Raw genomic sequence first — 19039 nt, 5'->3', positions numbered from 1 at the left:
CGCGGCGAGAATCGCCCTCACTGCGCGGCCTCCTGCAGCTTCCCGAGGATCATCGGCACCTGATCCTCACGAATCTCACCGATATGCTGGTAGCGGATCACGCCCTTGCCATCGATCACGTAAGTCTCGGGCACGCCGGAGGAGCCGAGCGCAAGCTGCACTTTGCCGTCATCATCGGCTCCGATGCTCTGGTAGGGATCGCCGTTGGTCTTCAGGAAGACCTGAAGATCCTCGGTCCGGTCACGCACCGAAATACCCTCGATGGGAACGCCCGCCCGGGCGAGCGCGGCAAGCTGCGGTGCCTCGACACCGCAGGGCACGCACCACGAGGCGAAAATGTTGACGAGATGCGGCTTGCCGTCGGTAATCGCCGCACTGTTCAGCCCCGGACGGCCCGGCAAAGCGGGCGGCAAGTCGAAGGCGGGCATCGGCTTGCCGATCAGCGTGCTGGCAACATTGGTATCGGCCGGATTGCGAAGCTGCACGGAAACCAGCACCACGAAGGCGAAGAACAGCGCCAGCGGCAGCCAGATCGCCCAGCGGGGCGCCTTGCGCACGGGTTCGGGAGTCGAATCGGTGCTCACGAGTACTTCCCTGCCCGTCCCTGCCGTTCGCGGCGGTATTCGATCTTGTCCCGCGCGATGATGCGGCGCAGGTCGCTGGCGACGCGGCCCACCAGCGCCAGCGCGCCGCCCAGCGCGATCATCAGGCCGCCCAGCCAGATCAGCGTGACGAAAGGCTTCCACCACAAGCGAAGCTGCCAGCGGCTGCGGCCATCCTTGGCGTCCGCCTCGCCGCCGAGCACGGTATAGAGCTGGCCGTTCCAGCGCGTCAGCAGTGCCGATTCGCTGGTCTGCTGCGGTGGAGCCCAGAAACTGCGCGATTGCGGGCCGAGTTCGACGACACGGCCATCGTCGCCGTAACGCACCAACAGGCGTGCCTCCAGCGCGGTCCAGTTGGGACCCGCCACAGGCTCGACCGCATCGAGCTTGATCTGCCAGGGCCCCACTTCGGTCGTCTCGCCCACCCGGATCGCGACCAGCTTCTCGACAGAGAAGGCACTCTCGCAGCTCATGCCGAGCAGCGCGACGGCAATGCCGAGGTGCGCCGTCACCATGCCCCAGACCGGCAGCGGCGTGCGCAGGAGGTTACGGCCCTTGAGCGGCAATACGCTCGCCCAGACGAGGCCAAGGGCCAGCGCCAGCCCAATCGTCGGCATCAGCGGCACGCCGCCCAGCATGACGGTGAGCAGGACGCCCGCGACCACCAGCATCGCCGGGATCACCATCATCTTGCCGATGCGCGAGAACTTGTCGCGCCGCCAGCGCAGCAGCGGGCCGACCGCCAGCACCACCAGCATCGGCACTGCGAAAAGCGCGCTCATCGGTGTGAAGTACGGCGGCCCGACCGAGACCTTGGCGCCCATCGATTCGGCCAGCAGCGGGTAGAGCGTGCCGAACAGCACGATGCCGAGGATCGCCGAGAGCATCACATTGTTGAACACCAGCGCGCCTTCACGGCTGGTAACGGCGAAGCGTTCGCCCTCGGTCACGGTCCGGGCGCGCAGGCCGAACAGCGTCAGCGCGCCGCCGATATTGATGGCGAGCAGTGCAAGGATGAACGTGCCGCGCTCCGGATCGACCGCGAAGGCGTGAACGCTGGTGAGAATACCCGACCGCACGAGGAAGGTGCCGATCATCGACATCGAGAAGGCCACCACGCCGAGCATGACCGTCCATGCCCGCAACGCGTTACGCGCTGCCAGCACGCTGCACGAATGCAACAGCGCGGTCGCCGCCAGCCAGGGCATCAGCGAGGCATTCTCGACCGGATCCCAGAACCACCAACCGCCCCAGCCAAGCTCGTAATAAGCCCAGTAGGACCCGGCGGTGATGCCGATGGTCAGGAAGATCCATGCGCCCAGCACCCAGGGCCGCATGGCCTTGGCGAAAGCCGGGCCGACTTCACGCGTGACCAGCGCGCCCACGGCAAAACTGAAGGCGATCGAAAGCCCGACATAGCCGAGGTAGAGCGTGGGCGGATGGAACGCGAGACCAAGGTCCTGCAACAGCGGATTGAGCCCATTGCCCTCCTGCGGCACCGGCCAGAGCCGTTCGAACGGGTTCGAGGCGATCAGCAGGAACGCATAGAAGCCAAGGCTGACGAATGCCTGCCCGGCCAGCGTCGCCAGCATGGTCGGCTCCGGCAGGCGCCGCTCGATCAGCGCGACAAGGCCGCCTGCGAGCCCCATGATCGTCACCCAGAGCAGCATCGAGCCTTCGTGGTTGCCCCATGTCCCGGCCACGCGGAAAATCAGCGGCTTCAATGAGTGCGAATTCATCGCCACCAGCTTCACCGACAGGTCGGTGACCGCGAACAGGTAGACGAGGCTCAGGAAAGCGATGAGCGCCAGCAGTCCCTGCACCACCGCCACGGGGCGTACGATTCCGGCGAGCGAAGCGCCCCGCGCGCTGAGCGCCAGCGCTCCGGCCACCAGTTGCAGCCCGGCCAGCGCGGCGGCAAGCCAGAGCGCGGCAAGTCCGAGTTCGGCGATCATTTCGTGTCCTGCATGACTTGCCGAGCCTGATCGCGCGTCATGTTCTGCATTTCGCGCGGGACGTAGTTTTCGTCATGCTTGGCAAGGAGGTTGTCGGCCACGAACGTACCGTCCGCGCCCATGTGTCCTTCGGCGACCACGCCCGATCCTTCAACGAAAAGCGACGGAACGATGCCCTTGAACACCACCGGCACGCGCGCCTTGCCGTCACTGACGACGAAAGCGATGGTCACGCCATCAGCCTCGGTCCGCAGCGAACCGCGCTGAACCACGCCGCCCAAGCGGACGCCGCGGCCTTGCTCGGGTGGATTGGCGACGATCTCGCTCGGCACGTAGAAATAGCTGGCCTGATTGCGAAGGGCCCATGCGGCCAGAAGCGCGGCGGCGACCAGCACCACCAGCGCGATAACGAGCAGCACGAGCCGCTGATGCTTGGCCTTGATTCCCGTCCCCCCGGCCATGCTCAGCGTTTCCTTGCCTCGTCACGGCGTTTCTCGGCGCGCCTCATGGTCAGCAGCGACCAGGCGACCATCGCGGCCGCCGCGCCCATGCCCACGGCATAGGCAGCGACCACGAAGGTCCAGGGGTCCATTGCCTCGCGCATCGTTCAGTATCCTTCGGAAAGCGCTTTACGGCGCAGCCGCGCCTCGGCCTGCTGATGGGCGAGGATCGCGCGCATGCGCGCCAGCACCACGCCCGCAAACAGCAGCGTGAAGCCCAGCATCGCGAAGAGCAGCGGGTAGAGGAAGGCCCCGGCCATGGCGGACTTGCCCATGGTGATCGAGGGCGCCTGATGCTGGCTCTGCCACCAGATCACCGAATAGTGGATGATTGGAATGTTCACCGCGCCGACAAGGCCGAAGATCGCCGGTGCCTTGTTCTGCCCGCCGTCCGCAGCTTCGCTAGCCTGTGAGAGCGCCATCCAGCCGAAATAGAGGAACAGCAGCACCAGCATCGAGGTCAGTCGCCCGTCCCACACCCACCAGGTGCCCCAGGCCGGACGGCCCCAGAGAGATCCGGTGACAAGGCACACGGCCGTGAACACCGCGCCCGGCACCGCACAGGCCCGCGCGGCAATTCCCGCCAGCGGGTGGCGCCAGACCAGCTCGGTGAAGCTGGCGGCAGCGATGCCCATCCAGCCCGCCATGCCAAGCCAGGCGGATGGCACGTGAAGGTAGACGATGCGCACGGTTTCGCCCTGCAAGCGTTCAGCCGGCGCGAAGAACAGGCCCCATCCCAGCGCAGCCGTGGCGATCGCGATTCCCGCGCCCATGCACAGTGGCATCAGCCAACGAGCGATACGCAGGAACCGGGCGGGATTGGCGAAGCCGTGCATCTTAGCCGCGCTTCTATCGTGCGTGTAAAAAGGAGCAAGTGGCCTTGATCGCAGGACAAGGCTTATCACCCGCCTGATGGCGTCTCGACCGGATCATCGCCGGGAGGAATTCAGACCTGCACGTGGTTTTTGAAAAATGGGGCGATCGATGGGGTTCGAACCCACGACCTCCGGTACCACAAACCGGCGCTCTAACCAACTGAGCTACGATCGCCACAGGAAGCAAGGCTTGAGGCCAGACTTCCGAACCGCTGTCCGGATCGCCTTAGCAGCATCCGGTGCGGAGCGCGCCCTTTGCACAAGCTGTCTCACCTTGCAAAGCAAAAATGAAAAGACACGGGCAAAAAATCGGATCGCGACGCAACTCCGGCGATTTTCCCGCTGCGAGACCGTGGCTAAGGTCCCTCTCATGAAGGCCCCCGGCGAATCATCTCCCGACATCCTGCTTGCCCTTCCGGGCATGCAGCGCTTTCCGTCATCGCGCCTCGACCTCTTCGTGAAGCGCCAATTCCTTTCACCGACCGAGTGCGACGAACTGGTGGCGATGATCGAGGCGCAGCACCGGCCCTCCACGATCGCCAACTATAATGGCGACGACGTGTTCCGCACCAGTTCGACATGCGACCTCGATCCGCAGCTGCCTGCCGTTGCGGCGCTGGCCGCCAAACTGGCGGGCATCTCGGGCATCGATCTCACGCATGCGGAACCCATTCAGGGCCAGCGTTACGAAGTGGGTCAGGAGTTCAAGGCGCACACCGACTACTTCGAGCCGAACAACGCCGATTACGACAAGTACTGCGCCATACCGGGCCAGCGGACATGGACTTTCATGGTCTACCTCAACCCGGTCGACGCCGGCGGCGCGACCCGTTTCAAGGTGATCGATAAGCTGATCCAGCCCGAGCGCGGCAAGCTTGTGGCCTGGAACAACCGCCGCGCCGACGGCAGCCTCAATGCCGCCACGCTCCACCACGCCATGAAGGTCCGCAAGGGGCTCAAGTACGTCATTACCCAGTGGTACCGCGAGCGCCCCTGGGGATAGGACGGAAGGGAGGGAGAGAGCCCTCCCCTTCCCATCATTTCGGCGCGCTGAGCACCGCACAGGCGATTCGGCTGCCTGCATTGCCTGCCGGTTGGCTGGTGTAGTCGTCAGGGTCCGCGTGGATCACCAGCGCCGTGCCGTCGGCATCGACGATCGACTTCGGTCCGGGCGTGATCGTCACCCCGGTGTTGAGCACCTGCGTCTTCAACACTCCATCAGCGCCGACGTGCTGGTTCGGCATATCGCCGCCGTGAGGCCCGCCCATGGACATGAGGCCATGCACCGGATCGCCGGCCGTGAAGTGACCGCCCGCCGTGGTGAACTTCTGGGCCGGATCGCACAGACCCTTCTCATGGAAATGGAAGCCGTGCTCGCCCGCCGGCAGCCCCTGAATATCGGTAATGACCAGCACGCCGGTCGGCGTCTGCTCGACAGTGACGGTGCCCAGCGCCTTGCCGTCGATCCCGATCACATCGGCCTTGAGCGAGGCGGCAGCGGGCGGGCTCGTATTCGCGGCCATTGCCGGGCCGGCGGCGAGCGCTGCGATGCCAAGGGCAATGGAAAGACGTGACGAACGGTACATGGCGATTCTCCGCTACGAGCCCGCGCGGGCCCTCTTCCCGGCCGGATGCCGATGCGGCGCAGACTAAGCACCGGCGCCGGAAAGGCAATTGTCGGAACGCTGCCGGTGCAGGAAGGGGCATGCGCAGGTGTGCTGATGACCCGAAGTTAACGATCACCTGTCACAACGGCTGGCAGAAAATCGGTCGCCAAGGACGCAATTGCATGAATGCCCCCCTCGCCAGACTCTATTCGAGCGCACCGATATCCCGTTCGACGTCCGCCGGGGATGAACGTCGCCGCGAACAGCGGCATGCGACCCGCTATTCCGCAAGCGTCGAATCCTCGCGCGGCGAACAGGCAGGCGTCGTGCTCGCGGACGTCTCGCTCCACGGCTGCTGCATTTCGGGCGAGGCCGTGTGGCTGCGTCAGGGCGCCTTCGTAAGCATCCGCATAGGCCAAGGCGCGACACTCAAGGCCGTCGTGCGCTGGGTGCGCGGCGACAGCGCGGGCATGGAATTCCTCCATGCCGTTCCTTCCGACGCCCGCGAATGGCACGAATTGATGGATATCGCGGGCTGACCACGCACGGCTTTGCCAAGCAGCTTCCTATCGCGACAAACAAAAAAGGCGGCCCGCAAGGACCGCCTTCTTCGTGTTTGTGAAGCTTGCTTCGCGCTCAGTTCTTCTTGAGCGAGAGGCCGCCGAAACGCTTGTTGAACTGGGCAACGCGGCCACCGTCCTGCAGCTGCGCCTTGCCGCCGGTCCAGGCCGGGTGCGACGTCGGATCGATGTCGAGAACCAGCGTGTCGCCTTCCTTGCCCCAGGTCGAGCGGGTCTGGAAGGTGGTGCCGTCGGTCATCTGGACGGTGATCAGGTGGTAGTCGGGATGCGTATCGGCCTTCATGTCGTATCTCTCTTCGCATATGGCCGGTTCCGACCGGCCTGCTTGGGAAAGCGGCGCCCTTACACGGGCAGTCCCGAAAATGCAAGAGTCAAGGGAAAGGCTCGCACCCTTCCCTTTCTCTGTCAGGCATCCGCGATCATGGCGGTGAAGTTGACCTCGCAGGTCACCTTATCGCCTATCGCCGCCTTGCCCCAGAACTTGCAGACGCGCGAACGCTTCTGGACGAAGCCGGCGCGCAGATCGAGAAGGTTGCCGGGCGTCACCGGGTTGCGGAACTTCGCTTCCTCGATCGCCATGAAATAGACGAGCTTGCCGCTACCGGCCAAACCCAGCGATTCAATGGCAAGGATGCCCGCCGCCTGCGCCAGCGCCTCGATCTGGAGGACGCCGGGCATGATCGGACGGCCAGGGAAGTGCCCCTGGAAGAAGTCCTCGTTGAAGCTCACGGCCTTGACCGCGTGGATCTCGTTCTCATCGAACGAGACCACACGGTCAACCAGCAGCATCGGGTAACGATGCGGCAGTGCCGCCAGGATCTTCGCGGTGTCGTACACGAATTCAGTCGACTCGCTCATCGCCCGGTCCCGCCCTGCTCTCAGCGGCCCGTGGGAGCCGCCTGCTGCTGCGGTGCGGCAGGAGCGGTGGTGTTGATCGTGGTCAGCGCGCCATTGAGGGCGGTGAGCACGTCGGTGGTGATGTCGAGCGACGGATCGTAAGCGAGCGTCTGGCCGACTTCGACAAGCACGTTGGCGCCGCGCTTGGTCATCGCCGGCTTGTAGAGACCCTGCAGCTGCTGCTGGATCTGCTGGCCGACGAAGGCCTGGTTGCGCTGGATCTGAACCTGCTGGCCCTGCAGTTCCTGGCCGGCCTGCTGTTCCTTCTGCTGGTAGGCCTGGATGCGGCCCTGCAGCGCGGCGTCGGGCTGCTTGCCCGCCAGCGCCTTCACGGCAGCTTCCAGCGACTGCGCTTCAGGCTGAAGCTGGGTCGAAAGCTGGTTGCGACGCGCTTCGAAGGCCTGAATCTGACCCTGAAGGGTCTGGTTCGCGGTCTTGCAGGCGTTGCATTCCTTCGCAATGCGGTCGAGGTCGACAACCGCGACCTTCGAGGCCGGAACGGCCTGTGCGAAAGCGGGCGTGACGAGAGTGGCAAGAGCCAGGCCCGAGGCCACTGCGGCGGACTTGAGAATCTTGGTCATCAGAATTGCGTTCCCACGTTGAAAGTGAAGGTCTTGGTATCATCGCCCTCCTCCTTGAGGAGGACCTTGGAAATATCGATGCGGAACGGCCCGAAGGGCGAGTTCCAGTTCACACCGAAACCGATGGCCACGCGTGGATTCCACGAATCGCCGAGGAAAGTTTCCGTGAAGTAGGTCTTGTCGGTCGCGGTGCTCAAGGTGCACCCAGCACTACAGTCGGTCGTTTCGGGCTTCTTCACACCCCAAACTGCACCGGCATCGACGAAGATCGACGGACGAAGGCCCATTTCACGCGCGCCCGATCCCAGCGGAATCTCCAGCTCGGCGCGGCTCATGTAGTAATAGTTGCCGCCCAGCGCGTCGTCGTTCTTGGTCGAATTGGTCTTGTTGCCGTCCGCATCGACCGTGAAGTACTGACGCACGATACGCGGACCGACGCCGCGGATACCGAAGCCGCGGATCTGCGGTTCACCCAGGTAGAAACGGTCGGTCAGACGAACATCGTTGCCGCCCCAACCCTTGATGATACCGCCCTCGCCCGAGAGCGAGAAGATGAAGCCCTTGCCCAGCGGCCAGTATTTGGCAGCATTGGCACGCAGACGCGCATACTTCACATCGCCGCCAAGACCCGCGATATCCAGATTGATTGCAGCGGTCACACCACGCGTCGCACGTATACGGTTGTCGAGCGTATCGTAGATAATCGATCCGCCGACGATGGAGCTCAGACGCTTGCCGAGCGCATCGCACAAGTACAGGCCTGCATAGAGCGGGTCGCACTGATAGACATTGGGATCGACGCGGTTCGAATAGTATGTCGCCTTGTCGACCGAAACGTCATCGTAGTTGAGCGTATAACGCGCAATCGCCGTCAGATACTCGGTCAGCGGAACACCGGCACGGACCTGGAAGCCCGTGGTGGACTGCTGGTAATTCGTGTTGCGGTTCGAATCGACGAGATTGAAGCTGTTATAGTCGCGGCGATAGACATCGACGCCCAGCGAAACGTTCTTGTTGAACAGGTAAGGCTCAACGAAGTTCGCTTCGACCGACTTCGAATACGACGAGTAGCTGCCCGAAAGGCCTACCGTCTGGCCGCGACCACGGAAGTTGCGCTGCTGGATCGATGCCTGGAAGATGAAGCGTTCAAGGCTTGAGAAACCGGCCGAAAGCTGGAGCTGACCGGTCGGCTTTTCCTCGACGTTGGCTTCGAGGACGATGCGGTCGTCGGCACTGCCGGGCTTCTGCTCGACCTCGAACTTCTCCTGGAAGTATCCGAGCGACTTGATGCGGTTGGTCGAACGCTTGACCTGAAGCGAGTTGAACGCGTCACCCTCGGCAATGCGGAACTCGCGGCGGACGACCTTGTCCTGCGTCAGCGTGTTGCCGTTGATGTCGATGCGCTCGACATAGACGCGCGGCGCTTCCTGGATCACGAAGGTCAGCCCCATGGTGAGGTTGTCCTTGTCGCGATCGTACTGCGGGCGCACGTCGGCAAAAGCATAGCCGAAGGCACCGGCAGTGTCGTTCAGCCCGTCGATGGTGTCTTCGACCAGCTTGGCGTTGTACCAGTCGCCCTTGTGGATCGCGAGCGTCTTCGCCAGCTTGTCGCCATCGAAGTCGCGCAGCTGGCTTTCGACCTTCACGTCGCCGAACTTGTAACGCTTTCCTTCCTCTACCACGTACGTGATGATGAAGTCCTTCTTGTCCGGCGTCAGTTCGGCCACGGCCGAAACCACGCGGAAGTCGGCATAGCCCTGCGTCAGATAGAACTGGCGCATCTTCTGCTGGTCGAACGCCATGCGATCGGGATCGTAGGTGGTGTTCGAGCTGAACAGGCGGCTGAAGCGCGCCTGCTTGGTCACCATCTGCGCACGCAGTTCGCCATCGGAGAACTGCTCGTTGCCGAGGATGTTGATCTGGCGGACCTTGGACTTGTCGCCCTCGGTGATCTCGAAGACGATGTCGACGCGGTTCTGGTCGAGCATGACCATCTTCGGCTCGACCGTCGCGGCGTAACGGCCCTGGCGCTTGTAGAGTTCGATGATGCGGGCAACGTCGGCGCGGATCTTCGAGCGCGTAAAGATCTGGCGCGGCGCGACCTTGATCTCCGGCAGGATCTTGTCGTCCTTGATGCGCTTGTTGCCCTCAAGGATGATGCGGTTGACGACGGGGTTTTCCTTGACCGTGATGGTCACGGTGCCGCCTTCGTTGGTGATCTGCGCGTCGGCGAACAGTTCGGTCGCGTAGAGATCCTTCAGCGCGGCGTCGGCGGCGGCCTTGGTGTAAGCCTGTCCTACGCGCAGCTGGATGTACGAAAGCACCGTCTGCGGTTCCAGACGTTCCGCGCCGACCACCTGGATCGTCTGGATCGTCTCACCCACCGGTTCCGGCGCAGCCGGAGCGGCAACGGCCGGCGTTGCCGCGGGAGCCACATTCTGCGCGAAAGCTACAGCGGGCACGCCAGCAAGGATCGTGGTCCCCAGAAGCATTGCGGCTAGCTGCGGCGCACGGCGAGCATCAATGCTGCGACCCATTTCCCATCCCATCATTCAAGCAAATTCCTGTATCCGCTTACGCGAGGCTCAGAGATCGATCCGCCAGGCTACCTACCTCCCCGGCAGGCAATCGCGCCCGTCTGCCCGATGGATGACGTCCAATCAAGCAGCCAATCCCGACAGAAGTGTGATCGAGAGAAGATTCCTTCAGGCTATCCCCCGAAAATCGGAAGGGACGCCAGATCGTTGACCGTGACGAACAGCATCAAGGCCAGCACAAAAGCCACCCCGGTGCGTATCGCCCATTCCTGACTGCGTACGTCCAGTGGCTTGCGACGGACCAGTTCAGCCGCGTAGAAAGCCAGATGCCCGCCGTCCAGCCCCGGAATTGGCAGGAGATTGATGAATGCCAAGTTAATCGAAATCATGCCGGCGAAGAACACGAACGAGCCCCATCCGAGGCTGAACTGCTCGCCCGAATACTTGGCCATCTTGATGGGTCCGCCCAGTTCCCGCATCGAGCGATCGCCGGTGATGATCTGGCGGATTCCGGTGATCATGTTGCCCACGATCATGAAGCTGCGATCGACACCGAGGCCCAGCGCCTCAACCGCGCCAACCTTCTCAAGCCGGCCTACGCCGGATTGGACACCGATCCGTCCGATCGTGTGACTCTGCCCCTTGGCGTCGGTCACAGACTGGCTTGCCACGGTGAGCGGTAGCACATGCGCGACGCCGCGACGCATCACGGTAACCGTAGTCTGCTTGCCCGGGATGGCCACAATGACGTCCTGAACCTGCCGGAAGCTGGTAACGCCGACATCGCCGACGGCGACAATGCGATCGCCCACTTCCATTCCGGCCGCGCGCGCCGGCGAATCGCCGTAGAAGCCGCTCACCAGCGGCGCCGCAAAGTCGATTCCCAGATCGCCGAGCGTGGCCTTGTTGCCGAATTCGTCGCTGAGTTCGACCGCGGCCAGCTTTGTGGGAAGCGTCAGTTCCTGACCGTCCCGGCGCACCGTCACTTGCACGGTCTTGCCGGGATAGAACGATGTGTGCTGGTCGATATCGGCGACATTGCCGATCTTCGCCCCGTTGATCGCAAGAATGCGGTCGCCAACTTCAAGCCCCGCCGCCTGCGCGGCCGAGTGCTGGGAGAATCCGGCCACGTCGGGATCGGCGACCAGCTTGCCGTTGAACCAGGCGAACGCCGCCAGAATCAGCACGCAGAGCAGGAAATTGGTCAGCGGACCGGCAAAGACGATCAAGGCGCGCTGCCACAGCGGCTTGACGTGGAAAGTCTGCGCGCGCTCCTCGGGCGAGAGGCCGTCTTCGGCCGCACTCGGCGCCGATGCGGGGTTCATGTCCCCGGCGAACTGGACGTAGCCGCCAAGCGGCAGCATCGAAAGCTTCCAGCGCGTGCCGCGCCGGTCGGTCCACCCGGCAATCTCCTTGCCGAAGCCGATCGAGAAGGCATTGGCCTTCACGCCGAAAAGGCGGCCGACAAGATAGTGGCCAAGCTCGTGGATCAACACCAGCGGGCCCAGCAACAGCAGGAAAGCGAAGATCGTCGTCAACAGATTGGGCGATCCGGTCAAGTCAGGCACACTCCATCGGGCCCACGCCGCATTGCCACCAATTCCGGTTTACGCGGGTCCCGCCACCATGCTTGCCCTTGCGCGGGCCTCGGCGTCAACAGCCAGCACGTCGTCAAGGCTGGTCGGGGCCGGTGGCGCGTAGGCGCCCAGCACGTCCTCGACATGTTCGGCAATGCGGGTGAACGGGATCTGACCGGCGAGAAAAGCCGCCACGGCGACTTCGTTGGCGGCATTGAGCACGGCGGGAATCGCGCCGCCCGCCTCAGCCGCCGCCCGCGCAAGGCGCGTTGCGGGAAAGCGTGTTTCGTCGGGCTTACGGAAGGTTAGCTCGCCTATCGCGGCGAGGTCCAGCGGATCGCAAGGCGTGTCCATGCGCGCGGGCCACGCCAAGGCGGCGGCAATCGGCACGCGCATGTCGGAAGGCCCGAGCTGCGCCAGCGTCGAACCGTCGCGGTACTCAACCATCGAATGGACGATCGATTGCGGGTGCACCACGATCCGCAGCCGGTCGAGCCCGATGGGGAACAAATGGTGCGCCTCGATCAGTTCGAGGCCCTTGTTGAACATGGTTGCCGAATCGACGCTGATCTTGGCGCCCATGTCCCAATTGGGGTGCTTCACCGCCTGCGCGGGCGTCGCGGCCTGAAGCTGCTCCCAGCTCCATTCGCGGAACGGGCCGCCGCTGGCCGTCAGCGTGATCGATCGGACGTGAGCGATATCGTTGCCCTGGAGGCACTGGAAAATCGCATTGTGTTCGGAATCAATCGGCAGCAGCGTGGCGCCGTGCCGAGCGACCGCCGCCATCATCACGCCGCCGGCCGAGACCAGCGCTTCCTTGTTCGCCAGAGCGATCGCACCGCCCTGCTCGATGGCGGCCATGGTCGGCGCCAGACCGGCGCAGCCGACGATGGCAGCAACGGTCATGTCGGCACCTCGCCCGGCTGCCTCGACAAGCGCCTGTCGTCCTCCGGCCGCCGCGATGCCGGTCCCGCCAAGCGCCTCGCGCAGTGCCGGGAGGCGCGCCTCGTCGGCAATGACTGCAAGGTCGACGGCGAATTCGCGCGCCAGTTTCGCCAGTTCGTCGACGTTGGAATGAGCAGTCAGCACAGTGACGCGCCAGTCCGCCGGATTCCGCCGCACGAGGTCCAGCGTCGACGCCCCGACGGAGCCGGTGGCGCCAAGAATGCAGATGGAGCGCTGAACGGTCATGGGACCCCTTACCTCGGCTGGAACAGGATCATGAGTGCAAGCAGGAACAGCACTGCAAGCAGGCCGTCCGCACGGTCGAAGAAACCGCCGTGGCCGGGAATGAAGTTGCCCGAATCCTTGACGCCCGCACGGCGTTTCAGCCAGCTCTCGAAGAAGTCACCCGCCTGCGCACAGACGGCGACGAAAAGCCCCGTCATCAGGCACGAAGCGAACAGCGCCACGGGACTGGCCGTCAGATACCAGCACGGCTGCGAGCCGAAGCAGGAAAGACCATCGGCCGCATTGCCCTGCGCCAGTATCGAGATCATGCCCTCCTGCCAGAACCGCGCTGCACCGAAGAGCACCAGCGTTGCCCCCAGCACACCGCCCAGCAGGCCGGACCATGTCTTCGATGGGCTGATCGCAGGTGCAATCTTCGGGCCGCCCAGCGCGCGTCCGGTGAAATAGGCGCCGATATCGACACCGATCACTGTAAGCAGCACGGTCAGCAGCGGCGCCAGACTGAAAGCGGGATTGCGCAGGAACAGCAGCATGGCTGCCCCCACGCCGATATAGAACATGCCCGCGAAGTTCATCAGACCGCGGTGCATCGGATCGGTCATCGCCGCTCGCGACAGCTTGACCCATTCCCACAGCACGCCCAGCGCGATTACGCAGACGAAGGCCGTCCAGACCGATCCGCCCAGCCACAGCGCGGCGCCGGCAACAGCCAGCATGACCACGGCGGAAACCGTCCGCGCGCCCAGGTCGGACTTCTTCCTTACCGGATCAGCGTCCGCCATAGCGTCGCTCCCTGTTCGCGAATTCCTCAAGCGCCTCACGCAGGTGATCGACCGAGAAGTCCGGCCAAAGCACGTCGGTAAAGAGCATCTCGGCATAGGCCGCCTGCCACAGCAGGAAGTTCGAGAGGCGCACTTCGCCCGACGTGCGGATCAGCAGGTCGAGCGGTGGAAGATCGGCAGTATCGAGTTCGGCGGCGATGGTCTCGGGCGTGATCGGACCCTTTTCGGCCGCCTTGGTGGCGGCGCGGGCGATCTCGTCCTGCGAACCGTAATTGAGCGCGACTGCCAGCGTGGTGCCGGTATTGGCCGCCGTGCGCGCTACGGCGCCTTCGACCAGCTCGACAACATCGGGCTTGAAGGCCTTGTAATCGCCGATAATTTTCAGCCGAACCCCGGCCGCTGCGAACTCGTCGAGGTCAGAAAGGATGAAGCGCTTCATCAGGCTCATGAGGTCAGAGACCTCTTCCTCCGGCCGGCGCCAGTTCTCGGTGGAGAAGGCGTAGAGCGTCAGCGCTTCCAGCCCCAGCTCGCGCGCACCGCGCACGACGCGGCGCACCGCCTCCACGCCGCGCTGGTGGCCCAGCGCGCGCGGCAGGTGGCGCTTCTTCGCCCAGCGCCCGTTGCCATCCATGATGATAGCAACATGGCGCGCCACAGCGGGGCCACTTTTCGCGGGCTCACTCTTCGCCATCAGACATTTCTCCCGGAGAGGCCCAAAGGCCTCACTTACCGAGGATTTCCTTCTCCTTGCGGCCGAATTCCTCATCAAGCTGCTTGATGATGTCGTCGGTCAGCTTCTGGACTTCGGTTTCGCTGCGCTTGCGCTCGTCTTCCGAAATTTCCTTCTTCTTCTCGTCGGCCTTCAGGTTCTCGATGCCGTCGCGGCGCACGTTGCGCACGGCGACACGGGCCTTCTCCGCGTAAGAGCTGGCGAGCTTGGCGAGTTCCTTGCGGCGCTCTTCGGTCAGATCCGGAATCGGCAAGCGCAGCGTATTGCCGTCATTGATCGGGTTGAGGCCGAGACCCGCCGAACGGATCGCCTTTTCGACGGGACCGATGTTCGACTTGTCCCACACCTGCACCGAAAGCATGCGCGGCTCGGGAGCGGAGATCGTCGCGACCTGCGTGATCGGCGTGTTGGCGCCATAGACGGTGACCATGATCGGCTCGAGCAGCGCGGTATTGGCGCGGCCGGTGCGCAGACCCGAAAGGTCGTGCTTGAGCGCGTCGATCGCGCCCTTCATGCGGCGTTCGAGGTCCGCCTTGTCGTACTTGGCCATGGGTCAGGCTCCTTTCTGGACGATCGTCTTGGTTCCGCCACCGGCGAGAACAGTGGCAAGGTTGCCCTTCTCGCGGATCGAGAACACGACAATCGGAATATTGTTATCGCGGCAGAGCGCAACGGCGGATGCGTCCATCACTTGCAGATTGTCTGCAAGAACAGTGTCGTAATCGACGGTTTCGTAACGCTTGGCGTCCGGGTTCTTCTTCGGATCGCTGTCGTAGACACCGTCCACGCTGGTGCCCTTGAGCAGCGCGTCGCACTGCATCTCGGCAGCGCGCAGCGCGGCGCCCGAATCGGTGGTGAAGTAGGGCGCGCCAACGCCGGCGGCGAAGATTACCACGCGGCCCTTCTCAAGATGGCGCTCGGCGCGGCGGCGGATCACCGGCTCGCAGACCTGATCCATCTGCAGGGCCGACTGCACGCGCGTATGCACGCCAAGCTGCTCAAGCGCGTTCTGCATGGCGAGCGCGTTCATGACGGTGGCCAGCATGCCCATGTAATCGGCCTGCGCACGGTCCATTCCGCGCGCGGCACCGGCCATGCCGCGGAAGATATTGCCGCCACCGATGACGAGGCAGATCTCAAGGCCGGTCTCTTTGGCCGCCTTCACTTCCTTGGCGAGTTCGGCGACGAAATCGGAATCGATCCCGTACTGCTGGTTCCCCATCAGAACTTCGCCCGACAATTTGAGAAGGACGCGTTTGTAGGGGGAACTCATGGCCGCACTTCTCCTCGGGGGCTGGATGGCCCCGGCTTTAGGAGCGCGCGCGGAAATTGCCAAGGGGCGAGACTGTGGATGAGCGCGGATCGACGCAGCAAGGCCTCTGTCCGGCCAGCGCGGGAAAAATACCGCTAATTCCACGCCCCGCTCAAAGCACGCTCGCGCAAGTCGTATGCCTGCTGCGCCTCGGCCACCACAGCCATCCGCAATTCAGCCCAGTCTATCATCGCTTGCAGGGCATCCAGCAATTCCCGGCCCAGCGGACTGATCGCATAGCCGACCGTCACCGGCACGGTCGGCACGACATGGCGGAGCACCAACCCGTCGCGCTCCAGCGAGCGCAAGGTCTGGCTCAGCATCTTCTGCGAAATTCCGTCGATCCGCCGCTTCAGCGCATTGAAACGCATCTCGCCATGACCAAGCGTGGTAAGGATCAGCACGCTCCACTTGTCCGCCACGCGATCGAGCAATTGCCGCGTCGGACAGTTGGCCGCGTAGACATCCGGCGCACGAGATTCGGGAGCTGCGGTTCCCTCGGGGTAACCCGGTGCGATCAAGGTGCCTTCTTGCATAGGTGCATTCGATAGCACACCTGGTCACCATTGGATACCACATGGAGAATCGCTATGAAGATTGCAGTCCTTGGCGCCAGCGGCCGCGCCGGATCGGAAATCGCCCGGGAAGCCGCGCGGCGCGGACATCAGATGCTCGCCATCGCCCGCAATCCGGAAAAGATTCCCGCGATTGACGGCGTGACGGCCAAGGCCGCTGACGCGTCCGATTCCGATGCCCTCGCCGCCGTCATCGCGGGCAACGACGCCGTAATCAGCGCCCTGCACTTCGATGTTACCGCCGAAACCTTGCTTGCCGCTGTCCGCAAGGCCGGGGTACCGCGCCTGCTGGTCACCGGCGGTGCTGCCAGCCTCGAAGTAGCGCCGGGCGTGCGGGTGATCGACGATCCCGAATTTCCCGAAGCCTGGAAGGGCGCAGCAATGGGCGGCATCGCCTTCCTCGATGTGCTGCGTCAGACCAAGGATGTGGACTGGACCTTCTTCTCACCCGCAGCCCTGATCTTCGAAGGCCCGCGCACGGGAAGCTACCACCCCGGCACCGACCAGCTCATCACCGACGACGCCGGCGAGAGCAAGATCAGCTTCGCCGACTACGCCGTGGCCATGATCGATGAACTGGAAGCCCACCGGCACAGCCGCGCGCGCTTTACCGCCGCCTACTGACGCGGCACGCACGCAAAGAAAAAGGGCCGGGAAGCCAAAGCTCCCCGGCCCTTTTCTTATCTCGGTATCCGCGAAGGATCAGCCGGCGACAGCGGCAGCCACTTCGGCGGCGAAGTCCGAAACTTCCTTCTCGATGCCTTCGCCGAGCTGGAAGCGGACATAGTCCTTCAGCACGATCTTGGCACCGGCTTCCTTGCCGGCCTGGTCAACGACCTGCTGGATCGGGGTCTTGTTGTCCATGACGAAGACCTGCGAGAGCAGTGCGTTTTCCTTGGCGTACTTGGCAATCGCGCCATCGACCATCTTGGCCTGCACGGCTTCGGGCTTGCCCGATTCGGCGGCCTTTTCTTCGGCGATCTTGCGCTCGCGAGCGATCAGGTCGGCGTCGAGGTCGTCAGCGGTCAGGGCCAGCGGGAAGGCAGCGGCGATGTGCATCGCGATCTGCTTGCCAAGGGCTTCGAGAGCGGCAGCCGGAGCTTCCGATTCGAGCGCCACGAGCACGCCGATCTTGCCGAGGTTCGGCGCGGCAGCGTTGTGCATGTAGGGAACGACGAGGCCCTGGGCCACTTCGACGGTCTTCATGCGGCGAACCTGCTGGTTCTCGCCGATGGTCGCGACGTTGTTGGTCAGCGCGTCGCCAACGGTGCCGCCGCCCGGGTAGGCAGCAGCCTTGAGCGCTTCCACGTCGTCACCGGCAACGCCGAGGGCGACTTCGGTGGTCTTGCGGACGAAGTCCTGGAACTGGTCGTTCTTGGCGACGAAGTCGGTTTCCGAGTTGACTTCGACGGCAACGCCCTTGGTGCCGGTCACGGTCACGCCGACGAGGCCTTCAGCCGCGGTGCGGCTCGACTTCTTGGCGGCAGCGGCCAGACCCTTGGCGCGCAGAGCGTCCACAGCGGCTTCGATATCGCCACCGGTCTCATCCAGAGCCTTCTTGCAGTCCATCATGCCGGCGCCAGTGCGCTCGCGCAGGTTCTTCACGTCAGCGGCGGTGTAAGCCATCGCTCAAATCCTCTTGTTTGGGTCGGACCGGTTCTCGGCCCTTAAAATGGATGCGCGCCAGGCCCATTGGACCCGGCGCGCGACAATTCCATGACGAAAAAGTCGTCGCCGGACCTATCAGGCCTCGATAGCCTCTTCGGCAACCGGCTCGTCCATGGCGCCGATGTCGGCACCGCTGTTCACGAGCGCGTCACGGCCACCCTTGGTCGCTGCCTGGGCAACGGCCTCGCAGTACAGACGCACGGCGCGGCTGGCGTCGTCGTTGCCCGGGATCGGGAACGAGATGCCCTGCGGGTCGACGTTGGTGTCGAGCACGGCGATGACGGGGATGCCAAGGACGTTGGCTTCCTTGATGGCCAGCGCTTCCTTGTTGGCGTCGATCACGAACATCACGTCCGGAATGCCGCCCATGTCGCGGATACCGCCGAGCGAAAGCTCAAGCTTGTCGCGCTCGCGCGTCAGCTGGAGAACTTCCTTCTTGGTGAGACCGGCGGTGTCACCCGAAAGCTGCTCTTCAAGAGCCTTGAAGCGCTTGATCGAACCCGAGATGGTCTTCCAGTTGGTGAGCATGCCGCCCAGCCAGCGGTGGTTGACGTAGTGCTGGCCGCAAGCGCGGGCAGCCTGAGCGATCGGCTCCTGAGCCTGGCGCTTGGTGCCGACGAAGAGAACCTTGCCACCGGCCTGGACAGTTGCCTGCACGAATTCGAGAGCGCGGGCCATCAGGGGCACGGTCTGCGACAGGTCGATGATGTGGATGCCGTTGCGGGCGCCGAAGATGTACGGCTTCATCCGCGGGTTCCAGCGGTGGGTCTGGTGGCCGAAGTGGGCGCCGGCTTCGATGAGCTGCTGCATGGTGACGACAGGTGCCGCCATAAGATAATTCCTTCCGGTTTGAGCCTCTGGAAAGCTGGAACCAGGCGGGGAACCATAAGGCTCTGGCCGCGAAGCACCGGTATGTGCGCTTTCCATGTGGATTGCCCGAGTCGCGAGAGAACCGCGAATTCGGTCCCCTGCTTCAGGCGGGGCCGCCCTTAGTCCGGTTCGTCGGCAAAATCCAGCCCCAATCGCGCAGGAGCCGCGCTTCCCGCCCGGCGCAGCGCCGCCCCGGACC

General features: G+C 63.9%; 22 protein-coding genes and 1 tRNA gene. 3 read left to right on the top strand and 20 right to left on the bottom strand.

The annotated features are described in order from the left end of the window. Positions 1–17: 17 nt before the first annotated feature. From AC1VVK_RS15930 to AC1VVK_RS15905, 6 genes are all read right to left on the bottom strand, one after another. Positions 18–584 carry a DsbE family thiol:disulfide interchange protein gene (locus AC1VVK_RS15930; RefSeq protein WP_482903726.1) on the bottom strand — a complete coding sequence of 189 codons (567 nt, stop codon included), beginning with the start codon at positions 582–584 and terminating at the stop codon, positions 18–20. Continuing rightward, complete coding sequence (locus tag AC1VVK_RS15925) at positions 581–2557, bottom strand: heme lyase CcmF/NrfE family subunit (protein ID WP_482903725.1); 1977 nt, start codon at positions 2555–2557, stop codon at positions 581–583. Before AC1VVK_RS15925 ends, AC1VVK_RS15930 begins: the two co-directional genes overlap by 4 nt. After that, on the bottom strand, positions 2554–3018 hold the full coding sequence (gene ccmE / locus AC1VVK_RS15920; RefSeq protein ID WP_482903724.1) for a cytochrome c maturation protein CcmE: 465 nt from the start codon (positions 3016–3018) through the stop codon (positions 2554–2556). The genes AC1VVK_RS15925 and ccmE overlap by 4 nt, the downstream gene beginning before the upstream one ends. A 2-nt stretch (positions 3019–3020) precedes the next feature. Beyond that, a complete protein-coding gene (locus tag AC1VVK_RS15915) occupies positions 3021–3161 on the bottom strand; it encodes a hypothetical protein (RefSeq protein ID WP_165912053.1) in 141 nt (46 codons plus the stop codon). A gap of 3 nt (positions 3162–3164) precedes the next feature. Then, on the bottom strand, positions 3165–3893 hold the full coding sequence (gene ccmC, locus AC1VVK_RS15910; RefSeq protein ID WP_482903723.1) for a heme ABC transporter permease CcmC: 729 nt from the start codon (positions 3891–3893) through the stop codon (positions 3165–3167). 137 nt (positions 3894–4030) lie between these two features. After that, positions 4031–4107, bottom strand: a tRNA-His gene (locus AC1VVK_RS15905). Between the two features lie 195 nt (positions 4108–4302). Here AC1VVK_RS15905 and AC1VVK_RS15900 point away from each other — a divergent pair. Further along, on the top strand, positions 4303–4935 hold the full coding sequence (locus AC1VVK_RS15900) for a prolyl hydroxylase family protein (RefSeq protein WP_482903722.1): 633 nt from the start codon (positions 4303–4305) through the stop codon (positions 4933–4935). 34 nt (positions 4936–4969) lie between these two features. Here the strand turns inward: AC1VVK_RS15900 and AC1VVK_RS15895 are convergent, their stop codons facing one another. Then, on the bottom strand, positions 4970–5518 hold the full coding sequence (locus tag AC1VVK_RS15895; protein WP_482903721.1) for a superoxide dismutase family protein: 549 nt from the start codon (positions 5516–5518) through the stop codon (positions 4970–4972). Between the two features lie 203 nt (positions 5519–5721). Here AC1VVK_RS15895 and AC1VVK_RS15890 point away from each other — a divergent pair, with 203 nt between their 5' ends. Further along, the gene (locus tag AC1VVK_RS15890; RefSeq protein WP_482903720.1) at positions 5722–6078 is read left to right on the top strand and encodes a PilZ domain-containing protein; all 357 of its coding nucleotides are present in this window, start codon (positions 5722–5724) and stop codon (positions 6076–6078) included. 97 nt (positions 6079–6175) lie between these two features. Here AC1VVK_RS15890 and rpmE read toward each other — a convergent pair whose 3' ends face one another. The 11 genes from rpmE to AC1VVK_RS15835 all read right to left on the bottom strand — a co-directional run bounded on the left by rpmE (position 6176) and on the right by AC1VVK_RS15835 (position 16263). Then, entirely contained in the window at positions 6176–6403 is a 228-nt protein-coding gene (rpmE, locus tag AC1VVK_RS15885) for a 50S ribosomal protein L31 (protein ID WP_132384945.1), read from the bottom strand. 122 nt (positions 6404–6525) lie between these two features. Next, positions 6526–6978, bottom strand: a complete 453-nt coding sequence (gene fabZ / locus AC1VVK_RS15880) for a 3-hydroxyacyl-ACP dehydratase FabZ (protein ID WP_132384944.1) — start codon at positions 6976–6978, stop codon at positions 6526–6528. Between the two features lie 20 nt (positions 6979–6998). Next, a complete protein-coding gene (locus tag AC1VVK_RS15875) occupies positions 6999–7598 on the bottom strand; it encodes an OmpH/Skp family outer membrane protein (RefSeq protein ID WP_482903719.1) in 600 nt (199 codons plus the stop codon). Beyond that, a complete protein-coding gene (bamA, locus tag AC1VVK_RS15870) occupies positions 7598–10135 on the bottom strand; it encodes an outer membrane protein assembly factor BamA (protein WP_132385724.1) in 2538 nt (845 codons plus the stop codon). Before bamA ends, AC1VVK_RS15875 begins: the two co-directional genes overlap by 1 nt. A gap of 173 nt (positions 10136–10308) precedes the next feature. Continuing rightward, a complete protein-coding gene (gene rseP, locus AC1VVK_RS15865; RefSeq protein ID WP_132384942.1) occupies positions 10309–11694 on the bottom strand; it encodes an RIP metalloprotease RseP in 1386 nt (461 codons plus the stop codon). Positions 11695–11742: 48 nt separating this feature from the next. After that, a complete protein-coding gene (locus AC1VVK_RS15860; protein ID WP_482903718.1) occupies positions 11743–12903 on the bottom strand; it encodes a 1-deoxy-D-xylulose-5-phosphate reductoisomerase in 1161 nt (386 codons plus the stop codon). A gap of 8 nt (positions 12904–12911) precedes the next feature. Further along, positions 12912–13685: a phosphatidate cytidylyltransferase gene (locus AC1VVK_RS15855; RefSeq protein WP_482903717.1), complete on the bottom strand. Its 774-nt coding sequence runs from the start codon at positions 13683–13685 to the stop codon at positions 12912–12914. Next, on the bottom strand, positions 13672–14376 hold the full coding sequence (gene uppS, locus AC1VVK_RS15850; protein WP_132384939.1) for a polyprenyl diphosphate synthase: 705 nt from the start codon (positions 14374–14376) through the stop codon (positions 13672–13674). Before uppS ends, AC1VVK_RS15855 begins: the two co-directional genes overlap by 14 nt. Before the next feature lie 31 nt (positions 14377–14407). Continuing rightward, positions 14408–14965 carry a ribosome recycling factor gene (gene frr / locus AC1VVK_RS15845; protein ID WP_132384938.1) on the bottom strand — a complete coding sequence of 186 codons (558 nt, stop codon included), beginning with the start codon at positions 14963–14965 and terminating at the stop codon, positions 14408–14410. A gap of 3 nt (positions 14966–14968) precedes the next feature. Continuing rightward, positions 14969–15688: a UMP kinase gene (gene pyrH / locus AC1VVK_RS15840; protein WP_132384937.1), complete on the bottom strand. Its 720-nt coding sequence runs from the start codon at positions 15686–15688 to the stop codon at positions 14969–14971. A 134-nt stretch (positions 15689–15822) separates the two neighbouring features. Further along, the gene (locus tag AC1VVK_RS15835; RefSeq protein ID WP_482903716.1) at positions 15823–16263 is read right to left on the bottom strand and encodes a winged helix-turn-helix transcriptional regulator; all 441 of its coding nucleotides are present in this window, start codon (positions 16261–16263) and stop codon (positions 15823–15825) included. A gap of 54 nt (positions 16264–16317) precedes the next feature. Between AC1VVK_RS15835 and AC1VVK_RS15830 the strand changes: the two genes are divergently transcribed. Continuing rightward, the gene (locus AC1VVK_RS15830) at positions 16318–16926 is read left to right on the top strand and encodes an NAD(P)-dependent oxidoreductase (RefSeq protein WP_482903715.1); all 609 of its coding nucleotides are present in this window, start codon (positions 16318–16320) and stop codon (positions 16924–16926) included. A 78-nt stretch (positions 16927–17004) separates the two neighbouring features. On the opposite strand, the gene tsf is transcribed toward AC1VVK_RS15830, so the two are convergent. Next, positions 17005–17928 (bottom strand): translation elongation factor Ts, encoded by a 924-nt coding sequence (gene tsf, locus AC1VVK_RS15825; protein WP_132384934.1) that lies wholly within the window; start codon positions 17926–17928, stop codon positions 17005–17007. Between the two features lie 117 nt (positions 17929–18045). Beyond that, a complete protein-coding gene (rpsB, locus tag AC1VVK_RS15820; RefSeq protein WP_132384933.1) occupies positions 18046–18801 on the bottom strand; it encodes a 30S ribosomal protein S2 in 756 nt (251 codons plus the stop codon). Between the last annotated feature and the right edge of the window lie 238 nt (positions 18802–19039).

This window comes from Novosphingobium sp. BL-S-32, from assembly GCF_056857055.1.
Note: the sequence above shows the minus strand (reverse complement) of the source record. Positions and strands in the feature narration are given on the sequence as shown.

Excerpts from the sequence above, each read along its gene's own strand:
- AC1VVK_RS15925 (WP_482903725.1), bottom strand. The coding sequence starts at position 2,557 with ATGATCGCCGAACTCGGACTTGCCGCGCTCTGGCTTGCCGCCGCGCTG.
- ccmE (WP_482903724.1), bottom strand. The coding sequence starts at position 3,018 with ATGGCCGGGGGGACGGGAATCAAGGCCAAGCATCAGCGGCTCGTGCTG.
- AC1VVK_RS15915 (WP_165912053.1), bottom strand. The coding sequence starts at position 3,161 with ATGCGCGAGGCAATGGACCCCTGGACCTTCGTGGTCGCTGCCTATGCC.
- ccmC (WP_482903723.1), bottom strand. The coding sequence starts at position 3,893 with ATGCACGGCTTCGCCAATCCCGCCCGGTTCCTGCGTATCGCTCGTTGG.
- AC1VVK_RS15900 (WP_482903722.1), top strand. The coding sequence starts at position 4,303 with ATGAAGGCCCCCGGCGAATCATCTCCCGACATCCTGCTTGCCCTTCCG.
- AC1VVK_RS15895 (WP_482903721.1), bottom strand. The coding sequence starts at position 5,518 with ATGTACCGTTCGTCACGTCTTTCCATTGCCCTTGGCATCGCAGCGCTC.
- AC1VVK_RS15890 (WP_482903720.1), top strand. The coding sequence starts at position 5,722 with ATGAATGCCCCCCTCGCCAGACTCTATTCGAGCGCACCGATATCCCGT.
- rpmE (WP_132384945.1), bottom strand. The coding sequence starts at position 6,403 with ATGAAGGCCGATACGCATCCCGACTACCACCTGATCACCGTCCAGATG.
- fabZ (WP_132384944.1), bottom strand. The coding sequence starts at position 6,978 with ATGAGCGAGTCGACTGAATTCGTGTACGACACCGCGAAGATCCTGGCG.
- AC1VVK_RS15875 (WP_482903719.1), bottom strand. The coding sequence starts at position 7,598 with ATGACCAAGATTCTCAAGTCCGCCGCAGTGGCCTCGGGCCTGGCTCTT.
- bamA (WP_132385724.1), bottom strand. The coding sequence starts at position 10,135 with ATGGGTCGCAGCATTGATGCTCGCCGTGCGCCGCAGCTAGCCGCAATG.
- AC1VVK_RS15860 (WP_482903718.1), bottom strand. The coding sequence starts at position 12,903 with ATGACCGTTCAGCGCTCCATCTGCATTCTTGGCGCCACCGGCTCCGTC.
- AC1VVK_RS15855 (WP_482903717.1), bottom strand. The coding sequence starts at position 13,685 with ATGGCGGACGCTGATCCGGTAAGGAAGAAGTCCGACCTGGGCGCGCGG.
- uppS (WP_132384939.1), bottom strand. The coding sequence starts at position 14,376 with ATGGCGAAGAGTGAGCCCGCGAAAAGTGGCCCCGCTGTGGCGCGCCAT.
- frr (WP_132384938.1), bottom strand. The coding sequence starts at position 14,965 with ATGGCCAAGTACGACAAGGCGGACCTCGAACGCCGCATGAAGGGCGCG.
- pyrH (WP_132384937.1), bottom strand. The coding sequence starts at position 15,688 with ATGAGTTCCCCCTACAAACGCGTCCTTCTCAAATTGTCGGGCGAAGTT.
- AC1VVK_RS15835 (WP_482903716.1), bottom strand. The coding sequence starts at position 16,263 with ATGCAAGAAGGCACCTTGATCGCACCGGGTTACCCCGAGGGAACCGCA.
- AC1VVK_RS15830 (WP_482903715.1), top strand. The coding sequence starts at position 16,318 with ATGAAGATTGCAGTCCTTGGCGCCAGCGGCCGCGCCGGATCGGAAATC.
- tsf (WP_132384934.1), bottom strand. The coding sequence starts at position 17,928 with ATGGCTTACACCGCCGCTGACGTGAAGAACCTGCGCGAGCGCACTGGC.
- rpsB (WP_132384933.1), bottom strand. The coding sequence starts at position 18,801 with ATGGCGGCACCTGTCGTCACCATGCAGCAGCTCATCGAAGCCGGCGCC.